The organism is Pseudoalteromonas sp. S3776, from assembly GCF_005886915.1.
Lineage (GTDB): Bacteria > Pseudomonadota > Gammaproteobacteria > Enterobacterales > Alteromonadaceae > Pseudoalteromonas.
Genome location: NZ_PNCU01000034.1, coordinates 1 through 13669, shown reverse-complemented (window position 1 = coordinate 13669; position 13669 = coordinate 1). Strand labels below are relative to the sequence as shown.

At 41.2% G+C, this 13669-nt stretch carries 14 protein-coding genes; all 14 read left to right on the top strand.

Annotated elements, in window-relative coordinates; all coding sequences use genetic code 11:
- Positions 1–6: 6 nt before the first annotated feature.
- The 14 genes from CWC16_RS13775 (at position 7) to CWC16_RS13710 (ending at position 13189) form a co-directional block, all read left to right on the top strand.
- On the top strand, positions 7–933 hold the full coding sequence (locus tag CWC16_RS13775) for a ParB/RepB/Spo0J family partition protein (RefSeq protein WP_138541937.1): 927 nt from the start codon (positions 7–9) through the stop codon (positions 931–933).
- Positions 934–1075: 142 nt separating this feature from the next.
- Positions 1076–1456 carry an ATP synthase subunit I gene (locus CWC16_RS13770; RefSeq protein WP_055016215.1) on the top strand — a complete coding sequence of 127 codons (381 nt, stop codon included), beginning with the start codon at positions 1076–1078 and terminating at the stop codon, positions 1454–1456.
- Between the two features lie 14 nt (positions 1457–1470).
- Positions 1471–2328: a F0F1 ATP synthase subunit A gene (atpB, locus tag CWC16_RS13765; RefSeq protein ID WP_055016216.1), complete on the top strand. Its 858-nt coding sequence runs from the start codon at positions 1471–1473 to the stop codon at positions 2326–2328.
- Between the two features lie 51 nt (positions 2329–2379).
- Complete coding sequence (atpE, locus tag CWC16_RS13760) at positions 2380–2613, top strand: F0F1 ATP synthase subunit C (RefSeq protein ID WP_004588071.1); 234 nt, start codon at positions 2380–2382, stop codon at positions 2611–2613.
- 42 nt (positions 2614–2655) lie between these two features.
- Positions 2656–3126 carry a F0F1 ATP synthase subunit B gene (gene atpF, locus CWC16_RS13755; RefSeq protein ID WP_004588072.1) on the top strand — a complete coding sequence of 157 codons (471 nt, stop codon included), beginning with the start codon at positions 2656–2658 and terminating at the stop codon, positions 3124–3126.
- 16 nt (positions 3127–3142) lie between these two features.
- On the top strand, positions 3143–3676 hold the full coding sequence (gene atpH / locus CWC16_RS13750; RefSeq protein WP_138541936.1) for a F0F1 ATP synthase subunit delta: 534 nt from the start codon (positions 3143–3145) through the stop codon (positions 3674–3676).
- Between the two features lie 14 nt (positions 3677–3690).
- Positions 3691–5232 carry a F0F1 ATP synthase subunit alpha gene (atpA, locus tag CWC16_RS13745; RefSeq protein ID WP_055016218.1) on the top strand — a complete coding sequence of 514 codons (1542 nt, stop codon included), beginning with the start codon at positions 3691–3693 and terminating at the stop codon, positions 5230–5232.
- A 60-nt stretch (positions 5233–5292) separates the two neighbouring features.
- The gene (gene atpG / locus CWC16_RS13740; RefSeq protein ID WP_055016219.1) at positions 5293–6153 is read left to right on the top strand and encodes a F0F1 ATP synthase subunit gamma; all 861 of its coding nucleotides are present in this window, start codon (positions 5293–5295) and stop codon (positions 6151–6153) included.
- A 33-nt stretch (positions 6154–6186) separates the two neighbouring features.
- Positions 6187–7572 carry a F0F1 ATP synthase subunit beta gene (gene atpD / locus CWC16_RS13735; RefSeq protein ID WP_138541935.1) on the top strand — a complete coding sequence of 462 codons (1386 nt, stop codon included), beginning with the start codon at positions 6187–6189 and terminating at the stop codon, positions 7570–7572.
- 13 nt (positions 7573–7585) lie between these two features.
- On the top strand, positions 7586–8005 hold the full coding sequence (locus tag CWC16_RS13730; RefSeq protein WP_138541934.1) for a F0F1 ATP synthase subunit epsilon: 420 nt from the start codon (positions 7586–7588) through the stop codon (positions 8003–8005).
- 248 nt (positions 8006–8253) lie between these two features.
- Positions 8254–9612, top strand: a complete 1359-nt coding sequence (gene glmU, locus CWC16_RS13725) for a bifunctional UDP-N-acetylglucosamine diphosphorylase/glucosamine-1-phosphate N-acetyltransferase GlmU (protein WP_138541933.1) — start codon at positions 8254–8256, stop codon at positions 9610–9612.
- Positions 9613–9819: 207 nt separating this feature from the next.
- A complete protein-coding gene (locus tag CWC16_RS20265; protein WP_249929257.1) occupies positions 9820–10635 on the top strand; it encodes a hypothetical protein in 816 nt (271 codons plus the stop codon).
- Positions 10632–11237, top strand: a complete 606-nt coding sequence (locus tag CWC16_RS20260; protein WP_249929256.1) for a DUF1240 domain-containing protein — start codon at positions 10632–10634, stop codon at positions 11235–11237. Before CWC16_RS20265 ends, CWC16_RS20260 begins: the two co-directional genes overlap by 4 nt.
- Before the next feature lie 158 nt (positions 11238–11395).
- Complete coding sequence (locus tag CWC16_RS13710) at positions 11396–13189, top strand: choice-of-anchor I family protein (RefSeq protein ID WP_138541932.1); 1794 nt, start codon at positions 11396–11398, stop codon at positions 13187–13189.
- The last annotated feature ends 480 nt before the right edge of the window (positions 13190–13669 follow it).

Below are 13669 nucleotides of genomic sequence, written 5' to 3'. Positions count from 1 at the left end.
AATAACATGTCTGCTAAAAAACGAGGTTTAGGCCGAGGACTCGATGCCCTTTTAAGTTCATCAAAACCAGCGCCAAGCTCAAGCAAGGAACAAGACACAGTCAATGTGACTGAAACTGTACAAGCTGTTGCTCAGCCTATTCCGAATGAATTGCAAAATCTGCCTATCGAGTTTTTGCATTCAGGAAAATACCAGCCTCGTAAAGATATGTCTGAAGAAGCGCTAGAGGAGCTAGCAAGCTCTATTCGCTCACAAGGCATTATTCAACCAATTGTTGTACGCCCTGTTGCAGAAAATAGCTTTGAAATCATTGCTGGTGAGCGTCGTTGGCGTGCTGCGCAAATAGCAAAGCTTGAAAGCGTACCTTGTATTGTAAAAGAAGTGCCAGATGAAGCTGCCGTTGCCATTGCGCTAATAGAAAACATTCAGCGTGAAGATTTAAACGCAATGGAAGAAGCGATTGCGTTAAACCGATTATTAAATGAATTTGAATTAACGCATCAGCAAGTTGCCGATGCAGTGGGTAAATCGCGCACTACCGTTACTAATTTACTACGATTAAACAATTTAAATAGCGATGTTAAAATTTTGTTAGAGCATGGCGACATAGAAATGGGCCACGCACGTTGTTTATTAGCACTTGAAGGTGAAGCGCAATCTGACGCTGCACGATTAGCTGTTGCTAAAGCGCTGACTGTTCGCGAAACAGAAAAATTAGTACGCTCAATTTTAGAGCCGGTAGTCGCGAAAGAGGCACCTGAAAAAGACCCAGATGTTAAGCGTTTAGAGCAAAAATTAGCCGACAACTTAGGGGCTAAAGTAGAAATAAATTACAATGCGAAAGGTAAAGGTAAATTGGTTATTTCTTACACCAACTTAGATGAGCTTGATGGCATTTTAAATCGTATAAATCACAGCAATACCGACCATTAAAATTTTACATGTCCAATAAGAGACATTTGTAGCTATTTTGTGTTACAAAGCGTCTACTCAAGTTGCAAAACTGGTAGGATTAAGTATAATTTCGCCAGTTTTCACACCCTAACAATTAGAACGCCATAAAGGTTAACTAAACGTGACTAATAAGTTAGCAAGACCTTATAGGCTTGCCGCATTTAAATTAATTTGTCTTCAGGGTATCGTAGCACTTGTAGCTGCAGTAATTATTTTTGTTGGTTGGGGAGTTAACGCCAGTACATCAGCACTTGCTGGTAGCAGCGTTGCAATACTTCCTCACCTAGTATTTGCGCTTTATGCATTCAGATATATGGGTGCAAGCAAAGCAAATCAAGCGTATACCTCGTTAAAACGCGGTAACGGATTAAAATTTATGCTAACAATCGTATTGTTTGCACTGATACTCAAGTCAACCACGGTCGTTTTAGTGCCGTTTTTTTGTGTTTATGTATTGGTGCTCTTTAGTGGATTGTTCGCGCCCGTTTTTTTTAAACATTAACTTTGGGATATAACATGGCTGCAGAAGAAGTTACTATATCAAGCCATATCCAGCATCACTTAACAAACGCTAAGATGTGTATGACCGACTCAGGTCTTGCCTTCAACAAAGCGTGTGCAGACAGTGGTTTCTGGACATGGAATATAGATACCCTCGCATGGTCAATCGGACTAGGTCTAATATTTTTATGGATCTTCCGTAGCGCCGCAAAAAAAGCACACACAGGAGTACCTGGTAAATTTCAATGTTTTATTGAAATGATTGTTGAGTTCGTTGGTGACAACGTACGTGACACTTACCATGGTAAAAGCAAATTAATTGCTCCATTAGCCTTAACAATTTTTGTTTGGGTGTTCTTAATGAACTTAATGGATTTAATCCCAGTTGATTTCTTACCTGCATTTGCCGGTTTTGTTGGTGAGCAAGCCTTTGGCATGGACTCACACGACGTTTACATGAAAATTGTACCAACCACAGACATAAACTTAACCGCTGCATTAGCATTGGGTGTGTTTATTCTGATGATTGGTTACTCTATTAAAATTAAAGGGGTTGGTGGCTTCATTAAAGAGCTTACACTTCACCCGTTTAGCTCTAATAGCAAAGTAGCTATGATTTTCTTAATTCCTTGTAATCTATTACTAGAAACAATCGCTTTAGTGTCTAAGCCTTTCTCGTTAGCACTGCGTTTATTCGGTAACTTATACGCTGGTGAATTGATATTCATACTTATCGGCGCAGTTGGTTTAATGCAACTTCCGTTGCACTTTGTTTGGGCTGTATTCCATATCTTAGTAATCGTGTTACAAGCATTCGTATTTATGATGCTAACCATTGTTTACCTAAGCATGGCAAGCTCTGACAATCACTAATTTATACACTTTTTATATTTAACTTTAACAATTGAAACTTTGGAGAAAAAAATGGAACTAGTATTAGGTCTTAAGTACATCGCAGTTGCTTTACTTATCGGCTTCGGTGCAATCGGTACTGCTATCGGCTTCGGTAACATGGGTGGTAAATTCCTAGAAGCATGTGCGCGTCAGCCTGAACTTGCACCTTCATTACAAGTTAAGATGTTCATCCTAGCTGGTCTAATCGATGCGGTAGCAATGATCGGTGTTGGTATCGCAATGGTAATCCTGTTCGTACTTTAATTTTATTTTTTGAACAGCTTACTATTTTAAGGAGGAGCGGTCGTGAACATAACAGCCACTCTTATCGGTGAATTAATTGCGTTTACGGTGTTTGTACTATTTTGTATGAAATATGTATGGCCACCACTTAATGATGCAATTGAGTCTCGCCAGAAGAAAATTGAAGATGGTTTAGCTGCCTCTGATAGAGCCGAAAAAGACTTAGAACTTGCGCAACAAAAAGCTGCTGAGCAGCTTAAAGATGCAAAAGCTCAAGCGGCTGATATCATTGAACAAGCTAAAAAGCGTGCCGTGCTTATTGTTGACGAAGAAACTGTTCGTGGACAAGAAGAGCGTGAAAAAATTATTGCTCAAGGGCACTCTGAAATCGAATCAGAGCGTAACCGTGTAACAGAAGAACTACGTAAGCAAGTAGCAACTCTGGCAGTGGTTGGCGCAGAAAGAATTTTAGAGCGTGAAATCAATCAAGCCGCACATAGTGACATCGTTGAAAAACTTGTCGCTGAGCTGTAATTAGGAGGGTATGAGCATGTCTGAATTGACTACTATCGCTCGCCCATACGCTAAAGCGGCTTTTGAACTTGCCGTTGAAAAAGGCACGATTGAAAGCTGGAATGACATGTTGTTTTTTGCAGGCGAAGTTGCCAGCAATGAACAAGCATCAGCCATTCTAGCTGGATTGCCTACTGCTACTGCACAAGCTGAGTTATTTATTAACTTATGTGCTGAGCAGCTCAACGAACAAGGTCAGAACCTAGTTAAGGTGATGGCTGAAAATAGACGTTTGATTGCACTGCCTGAGGTTGCTCAGTTATTCGCTGCGTTTAAAGCAGAGTATGACAAAGAAATCGATGTAGATGTGATTTCGGCAACCCCTCTTGCTGCAGAGCAGCAAGAGTCACTGGTAGCGACACTTGAAAAACGTTTCGCACGCAAAGTTAAGCTGAATTGTAGTGAAGACGCTGCAGTAGTTGGTGGCCTTATTATTAAGGCGGGTGACACTGTAATCGACGGCTCAGTACGCGGTAAATTAAACCGCTTAGCCACAACACTACAATCGTAATTGGGAAAAAGAGCATGCAACTTAATTCCACTGAAATTTCAGATCTGATCAAACAACGTATTGAGCAGTTCGAAGTTGTAAGTGAAGCTCGTAACGAAGGTACTATCGTATCTGTTACTGACGGTATCATCCGCATCCACGGTCTAGCTGACTGTATGCAAGGTGAGATGATTGAGCTTCCAGGCAACCGTTATGCTATCGCACTAAACCTTGAGCGTGACTCAATTGGTGCAGTAGTTATGGGTCCATACGCTGACCTTACTGAAGGCGTAAAAGTATACACAACTGGTCGTATCCTAGAAGTTCCTGTTGGTGCTGGCTTACTTGGTCGTGTTGTAAACACACTAGGTGCTCCTATCGACGGTAAAGGCGCTTTAGATAACGACGGTTTTGAACCTGTAGAAAAAATTGCACCAGGTGTAATCGAGCGTCAATCTGTAGATGAGCCAGTACAAACTGGTTACAAATCTATTGATGCGATGATTCCAGTTGGTCGTGGTCAGCGTGAGCTTGTAATCGGTGACCGCCAAACAGGTAAAACTGCACTAGCAATCGATGCAATCATCAACCAAAAGAACACAGGCGTTAAGTGTGTGTACGTAGCGGTTGGTCAAAAAGCATCTACTATTGCTAACGTAGTACGTAAATTAGAAGAGCACGGTGCACTTGCAAATACTATCGTAGTTGTAGCATCTGCTTCTGAATCTGCGGCACTTCAGTACTTAGCACCGTTCTCGGGCTGTACTATGGGTGAATACTTCCGTGACCGTGGTGAAAACGCATTAATCGTATATGATGATTTATCTAAGCAAGCAGTTGCTTACCGTCAAATCTCATTACTACTTAAGCGTCCACCAGGTCGTGAAGCATACCCAGGTGACGTATTCTACCTTCACTCGCGTCTTTTAGAGCGTGCATCGCGTGTAAACGCTGATTACGTTGAAAAGTTCACTAATGGTGAAGTGAAAGGACAAACTGGTTCATTGACGGCATTGCCAATCATTGAAACTCAAGGCGGCGACGTTTCTGCGTTCGTACCGACAAACGTTATCTCTATCACCGATGGTCAGATCTTCTTAGAAACTGACTTATTCAACTCAGGTATCCGTCCGGCAGTAAATGCTGGTATCTCGGTATCGCGTGTTGGTGGTGCTGCACAAACTAAAATCGTTAAGAAACTAGGTGGCGGTATCCGTCTAGCCCTAGCTCAGTACCGTGAATTAGCTGCGTTCTCGCAGTTCGCGTCTGACCTTGATGATGCTACTCGTGCTCAACTTGAGCATGGTGAGCGTGTAACAGAGCTAATGAAGCAGAAACAGTACGCACCAATGTCTGTTGCTGAAATGTCTTTGTCGTTATTTGCAGCTGAGAAAGGTTACTTACAAGACATCGAAATCTCTAAGATTATGGATTTCGAAGCGGCTTTACTTTCTTATGCAAGTAGCACATACGCAGAGCTTGTGGCTCAAATCAATGAAACTGGTAACTACAACGCCGAGATCGAAGCGCAACTTAAAGAACTTCTTGAGAAGTTCAAGTCTACGCAAACTTGGTAATTTAGTTATTAATGGTGCGCTTTAGTTTACTAAAGCACACCTTGATTCGGAGAGAGAGTCATGGCCAGCGGAAAAGAGATTAAAAGCAAGATCGGGAGTATTAAAAATACTCAAAAGATCACTAGCGCAATGGAAATGGTTGCTGCGTCTAAAATGAAAAAGGCGCAAGAACGAGTGGCTTCAAGCCGTCCATACGCTGACAAATTACGCAAAGTAATTGGTCGTGTTGCTCAAGCAAATCTTGATTTTACTCACCCGTTCTTAGAAGAGCGTGAAGTAAAACGAGTTGGTTATATTGTTATCTCTACTGACCGTGGTCTATGTGGCGGCTTAAACTCAAACGAGTTTAAAAAAGTTGCATTAGACATTAAAGCGTGGAAAGAAAAAGGCGTAGACGCTGATTTTGCAACTTTAGGTAGCAAAGCGGCTAGCTTCTTTCAACGTTTTGGCGGTCAAGTGCTTGCTAAAAAAGCAGGCCTTGGAGATAAGCCTTCAGTACAAGACGTAATTGGTCCTGTAAAAATTATGCTAGATGCATTTTCTGAAGGTAAAATTGACCGTTTATTCCTGGTATATAACAACTTTGTTAATACCATGAAGCAAGAGCCAACAGTAGATCAGTTACTCCCTTTGCCAAAAGCTGAAGAAGAAGTATCTGCCCACACATGGGATTACTTATACGAGCCAGGCCCAGACGCTATATTAGAGTCTTTGCTTGTACGCTTTGTTGAGTCTCAAGTGTACCAAGGTGTGGTTGAGAACGCTGCCTCTGAACAGGCTGCCCGTATGGTTGCAATGAAAGCTGCAACAGATAATGCCGGCGACCTTATGGATGAGTTACAGCTTGTTTATAACAAGGCCCGCCAAGCAGCAATCACACAAGAAATTAGTGAGATTGTTTCTGGTTCAGCCGCAGTTTAATGCTTCAGGCAAAGATTAACGAGAGGAATAGACATGAGTTTAGGTAAGGTCGTCCAAATTATCGGTGCCGTTGTAGATATTGAGTTTTCTCAAGACAACGTGCCAGCCGTATATGACGCACTAAAAGTAACAGATGGCGATTTAGCTGGTTTGACTTTAGAAGTTCAACAACAGCTAGGTGGCGGTGTTGTTCGTACTATCGCACTAGGTACTACTGACGGTTTACGTCGTGGCGCAGCGGTAGAAAATACAGGTGAAGCGATTCAAGTTCCAGTTGGTAAAGCAACGCTTGGTCGTATCATGAACGTACTTGGTGAGCCAATTGATGAAGCTGGCCCAATCGGCGAAGAAGACCGTATGTCTATTCACCGTGCAGCGCCTTCATACGAAGAGCAATCAAGTTCAGTTGAGCTTTTAGAAACGGGTATCAAGGTAATCGACCTTGTATGTCCATTTGCTAAAGGTGGTAAAGTTGGTTTATTCGGTGGTGCCGGTGTAGGTAAAACCGTAAACATGATGGAACTTATCCGTAACATCGCAATCGAGCACAGCGGCTACTCAGTATTCGCAGGTGTTGGTGAGCGTACTCGTGAGGGTAACGATTTCTACCATGAGATGAACGATTCAAACGTACTTGATAAAGTATCGCTTGTATACGGTCAGATGAACGAGCCTCCAGGTAACCGTTTACGCGTAGCATTAACAGGTCTTACTATGGCTGAAAAGTTCCGTGACGAAGGTCGCGATGTACTTTTCTTCGTAGATAACATCTACCGTTACACACTTGCTGGTACAGAAGTATCTGCACTACTTGGTCGTATGCCATCAGCGGTAGGTTACCAGCCTACACTAGCTGAAGAAATGGGTGTGCTTCAAGAGCGTATCGCTTCAACTAAGACGGGTTCAATTACATCAATCCAAGCGGTATACGTACCTGCGGATGATTTAACGGATCCATCTCCAGCAACGACCTTTGCTCACTTAGATGCAACAGTAGTACTTTCACGTGATATCGCATCACTTGGTATTTACCCAGCGGTAGATCCACTTGATTCATCTTCACGTCAACTTGACCCATTAGTAATTGGTCAAGAGCACTACGATACAGCACGTGGCGTTCAAACAGTTCTTCAGCGTTACAAAGAACTTAAAGACATCATTGCAATCCTAGGTATGGACGAACTTTCTGACGAAGATAAGCAACTTGTATCTCGTGCACGTAAAATCCAACGTTTCCTATCTCAGCCATTCTTCGTGGCAGAGGTATTTACAGGCGCGTCTGGTAAATACGTATCACTAAAAGATACAATTGCTGGCTTTAAAGGCATCTTAAGCGGTGAATTTGATGCTCTTCCAGAGCAAGCGTTCTACATGGTTGGCTCTATCGAAGAAGCTCAAGAAAAAGCTAAAAGCATGTAATTAGGAGGGTAGTATGGCAGCTATGACTGTACATCTTGACGTAGTAAGCGCAGAGCAGAGCTTGTTCTCTGGTCTAGTTGAATCGATTCAAGTATCTGGTAGTGAAGGTGAGCTTGGTGTAAATGCCGGCCACGCACCACTACTAACTGCCCTTAAACCTGGTATGGTACGTTTAGTTAAGCAGTTTGGTGAAGAGGAACTCATCTACATTGCTGGCGGTACACTAGAAGTTCAACCGAACATAGTAACCGTACTTGCTGATACAGCTGTTCGTGGTGAAGACCTTGACGAGCAAGCTGCAGAGCAAGCTAAACGTGATGCAGAAAGCCAAATGGCTAATGCGTCAGCTGCTGAATTTGATTATCAAAAAGCAGCTATGCAACTAGCGGAAGCTATTGCACAACTTCGCGTAATCCAACAATTACGTAAGTAAGCCTATCCGGTTTTTAAAAGCCCACTTTATGTGGGCTTTTTTGTGCCTGTAATTTGGCTTTACACTTATATCGGCTAGCAAAGCTGGTTACAATAAGTGTAATTATTATGAACAGTGTGTTTATCATAGATTCAGTGATTATTTATTATAATATGGCTGAGTATGTATACATGGAGTGACATGCGTAATCTGACCAACCTACTTTCATTAACCACTCAATAAAACAACGAAAAAAGGAAATTGTTTTAATGGCTCTAACAACAGTAATTCTTGCTGCGGGTAAAGGTACCCGTATGCGCTCTGCTCTACCAAAAGTACTGCACAAAGTGGCAGGTAAACCTATGGTGCAGCATGTTATAGATAATACAAAAGCACTGGGTGCAACCACCACTAATTTAGTTTACGGACACGGCGGCGAACTATTACAACAACAACTTGCCGATAACGATGTAAATTGGGTACTGCAAGCAGAACAACTTGGTACCGGCCATGCTGTTGCACAAGCAAACCCTCATATTAACGATGACGATACCGTATTAGTTTTATACGGCGATGTTCCGCTAACAAAGCAATCAACGCTTGAGCGCTTATTAGCTGCAACACCTAATAATGGTTTAGCGGTATTAACCGTTAATTTGATTAACCCTAATGGCTACGGCCGTATGCTGCGCGAAAATGGCAAGCTTGTTGGTATTGTTGAGCAAAAAGATGCAAGCGCCGAGCAGTTACTTATTAGCGAAGTAAACACCGGCATTATGGCGGTAAATGGCAAGCTTTTAAAAACATGGTTAGGCAATCTATCTAACAATAATGCACAAGGCGAGTACTACCTTACCGATATCGTTGCTATGGCGCACAGTGAAGGTGTAGAAATCACCTCAGCACAGCCCGATCATGCAATGGAAGTTGAAGGCGCAAACAACCGCGTACAACTTGCAGGCCTTGAACGAGCTTATCAAGCGTGGCAAGCAGAAGAGCTAATGTTAAATGGTGCTACCCTCGCCGACCCTGCCCGCATTGATGTACGCGGCAGTGTTAAAACAGGCGAAGACGTATTAATTGATATAAACGTTATTTTTGAAGGTAATGTAACCCTTGGTAATAACGTACAAATAGGCCCTAACTGTGTACTTAAAAACTGTACCATAGGCGATAACGTTGTAATAAAAGCGAATACCCTAATTGAAGATGCAAGCGTAGCGGCTAAATGTACGCTTGGGCCATATGCTCGTCTTCGCCCAGGTGCGGTAATGGAAGAAGACTCGCACATTGGTAACTTTGTAGAGATGAAAAAAACCCGCTTAGGTAAGGGTTCTAAAGCAAACCACTTAAGTTACTTAGGCGATGCTGAAATTGGCGAAAAAGTGAATATAGGCGCAGGTACAATTACCTGTAACTACGATGGGGTTAATAAAGCAAAAACCATTATTGGTGATAACGCCTTTATTGGTTCAAATTCATCACTTGTTGCTCCTGTAAATATTGGTGCAACAGCAACAATAGGTGCAGGCTCTGTGATCACCAGTACCGTTGAAGATGAGCAGCTTGCAATAGCACGTTCTAAACAGCGTAATTTAACGGGCTGGAAACGACCAATTAAAAAGTAGTAACGATCATTACTTATTAAATATTTAAAGCGAGTTTAACACTCGCTTTTTTATTGCCTAAATATTCCTAATTAATTAGACTATTAGATAATGGATTAAAATATAACTCAAGGAAGTGTTACATGTCAGCTTATGCTCGCCGGGCAATCGTTGAAAGACAACGCCAAAGCAAAATAAAAAGTATTTTATCAGGTAACTCTAATTCAAATGAACTCAGCTGAGTTTGTTGATTACATTATTTCTGTAAAGATGAAACAAGGTAAATCCCGTTCTGAAGCGGTTGAATGGATCGATGGTATATTAAACTCAGCATCGAGTATGTGGGAGCGAATAAAAGATCCTTTAAAGACAGGCGCAGGCCTTTATCCTCTATTTGATGATATGAAGGCATTAGCCATTATAGCGGCTGCAATGCAGCGCCAAGGTAATGCTTTCGGTAAGTTTAAAATAAAAATTTACAATGGCTCTCCTGCTATTATTATCAGCTCTTATCCTGGAATACGTGCTCACCTTACAGGTACCCGTTATTTGGCGAGTAACCCTAAGCTATTCACTATAGGTATGGGTAAGCTCGAAGCAGCCAAATCGATGAAAACCGGCTTCGTTATTAGTTTAATTATTTCAGTGACATTTCATGCAATCGACCAAGCTTTAAATGACCAAAAAACATGGCATGACTTAGTTGCTGGAATTGCGGTCGACATGGCAGTAGTTGGTGCCGCTATTGCTACAAGCTCTGCTATAATCGCCATGGGTGGGACTTTAATTGCAGGTATTGCTATAGCTCCTTTAATTATCGTTGTATCCGTAGGGTTTCTATTTGCTTGGTTTTTTTCAGATACTACAGCATACGTGGATTATGTTGTTAAAAGCCTTCGAATCGCTGAAAAAAATATTATAGATAAAAAAATTATAATTAATAATCAAATACAGCAATTAGAGGAGTCTTATAAAGAAAGCCCTGTTGATTTTATGAAGAATTTTTTTTCTATACCTACTTTTAATAGGGTTCCTCGCAAGTGAAGTTCTTAATTTGGAGAGAATTAGAGCCCCAATACGAAGAGGCTCGCAAGAATGAAGTTTTTTCTAAAATTCTATTGTTGTTGATTATTTTAGTAATTATTTACCTAATCGGTATTAATTTTTATTATGAATATAAATTACTTTTTATGAGCAGTGAAGACCCGTTTTACTTTAAAGAAAGCAGTGGCAAAGTTTTGCTAATATCCTTAATTCCGTTTTGGTTTTATTTTGCTATGGCAGCAATTCAATTTTTGTTTAAATTTAGTTTTAAGTTATCTATCAAACGAGCCATTCAAAGCGGTATTTACGGTTGTTTATTTTTGGTTTTTGGAATTATACCATTTAATACCTATATAGAATCAAGTATAGAAAAGCGTGGCTATAGTTTTTGCAGTTGGTATACAGCACCTTCATTCCGTGCTCCTGATGTATGGTTAAAAAACGATGAGTTATGCTTACAAGATGGCTCTGTCATAATCAGTGATGTTACCGATTGGTTTGAACATAAAAATCAACAAGGTATTGAACCTTCCGTTGATGAGTTAAAAGAGTTTATAAAAATAACTCGAAAAAGGCGCGATGATTATATAAATAATATGTAGCAGCCAGTCCACTTAAATGAGTAACAGGCCAAGCCCTATTTAAAGCGAGTTTTATAACTCGCTTTTTTATTGTCTAAATATTCTATAAATAAAAATGCCATACTGTTGTCATCCCTGTGTGTTGATATTTAACTAATACAACACTAAGGAAAATAACAATGTTAAAAAGGTCACTTATAGCACTTTCACTCATATCAATATTAACAGGTTGCTCACTAGATGGAGATGACGGCCAAGACGGCACGCAAGGTATCCAAGGGGAGCAAGGCACAGCGGGTCAAAATGGGACTAACGGCACCAATGCAAACTCTGCGTTAAATATAAGTTTAATAGGCCGCGCTGTACTTAATGCCCAAAGCCCTGAGGGAGCGGCTGAAATAGTGGCTTATCAAGCATCTAAAAAATGGATTTACGCTATTAATAGCTCTGGTGATGAAGCAGTAGTGAACATTATACCCGCCGATGCCTTTGATACTGCCGCACTCGTTCAAGATAACGAAGGAACAGTGAGTGCAACTAACCTTGCATCAGCAATTACCCTTAACTTAAATGATAGCACCCCAGGCGATGCGAACAGCATAGCAATAGATGAAAATAACCAATTACTGGCTGTTGCAATGGCTGCAAAAACCGTGGGTGAAGCGGGTCAAATAGCGTTTTACAATATTAGCGGCGATGCACCGCTGTTTATTAAAAATGTAACAGCCGGCTTTTTACCAGACATGGTGACCTTTAGTCATAATGGGGCAAAAGTAGTTGTTGCCAATGAGGGCGAACCTAACGGCGATTACAGTATCGACCCAGAGGGCTCTATCAGTGTTATTAGTATTGAAAATGGCGTAATTGCCGATACGGCCACCAATATTGATTTTACTGCATATAACAATCAACAAACCGAGCTTGAAGAGAAAGGGCTAGTTTTTGCCAACCCCACAGGGCGAACAATTAATGGAAATGAAATAAATACAACGGTTGCTATGGACCTAGAGCCTGAGTACGTCAGCATTTCTAAAGATAACAAATATGCCTATATATCAATTCAAGAAAATAACGCATTAGCCATCGTTAATTTAGAAGATAACTCTCTTGAACTAAAAGGGCTAGGGTTTAAAGATTGGTCTAACTTGCAAATAGACGCATCAGATAAAGACGGCGGTGTTAATTTTAAATCATACTCTGGCTTATATGGAGTGTATCAGCCAGATACTATCTCAAGTTTTAGCTGGAAAGGCGCAAACTTTATAGTGTCGGCAAATGAAGGTGATGCACGTGAATACTTCTTTGATACAACAGACGAGGCAGACTGCATATCAAAAGGTGGTCTAGATTACGATAAAGACGATGGTTGCCTTGCATATATAGATGAAAGCCGTGTTGAAGATTTAACCCTTGCTGCAAACTTTGATTACTTAAATAACGACGATAACGACATTGGTCGTTTAAAAGTAAGCACAGTAAAAGGTGATACTAATAACGATGGCCAGTACGAATCGCTGTATGCCTATGGTGCACGGTCGTTTACCATTTGGGACAGTAATGGGCTGGTGGTGTTTGACTCAGGCGACGAGATAGGTCGTATAACTGCATCTATACATGGCGAAGCCTTTAATAATAATGAATATGAAAACGAAGGTGACACACGCTCAGATGATAAAGGCGCAGAACCCGAAGCGCTAACAATAGGTACGATAGACGAACGCACTTTTGCCTTTATAGGTCTTGAGCGCATGGGCGGGATTATGGTTTACGATATTACCAACCCTTACGATGTGCAATTTGAAGATTACTTTTATAACCGTGGTGTAATAGAAGGGGCAGATATAACCGGCGACCTTGCACCCGAAGGTATGGTATTTGTACCTGCCGAACAAAGTGCGACAGGCGAGCCACTGCTTATAATCGGTAATGAGATCTCAGGTTCTATAGCTGTATGGCAAATTGCAGCAAATTAAAACCAACAAAGCAGTACAGCGATTACTAAATGTACTGCTTTTTCTAACGCGCAAATATTAGCTGTAAAATAGCGACTTAACATGCGCGTTTTTTAATCTAAAATCAGCCCGCAGGCCTTTATTTGTATGCGTTTCATACTAAATTCATTTATTTGTCAAAAAGCTGAAATAAAACATTGACCCCCGCTCGAATCTCCCTATAATGCGACCCCACTGAGACGGGGAACGCCAACGCATAGCGAGGCGCGAGCTGCTCAGAGAGTTAAGTAAAACTTCGGTTTTAAATCATCGCAAGAAAGTTTAAAATTAAGTGTTGACTCGAAAAATAAAGGATGTATTATACGCATCCCTAGCGACAACGTCGCAACGTTCTTTAACAATATAAAGCAATCATCTGTGTGGGCACTCGTACAGATTGAGTTCTAACAGCCAACCTACTTCGGTAGCGAGGCAAACAAATTAGAGTCTCAATTGAAACTG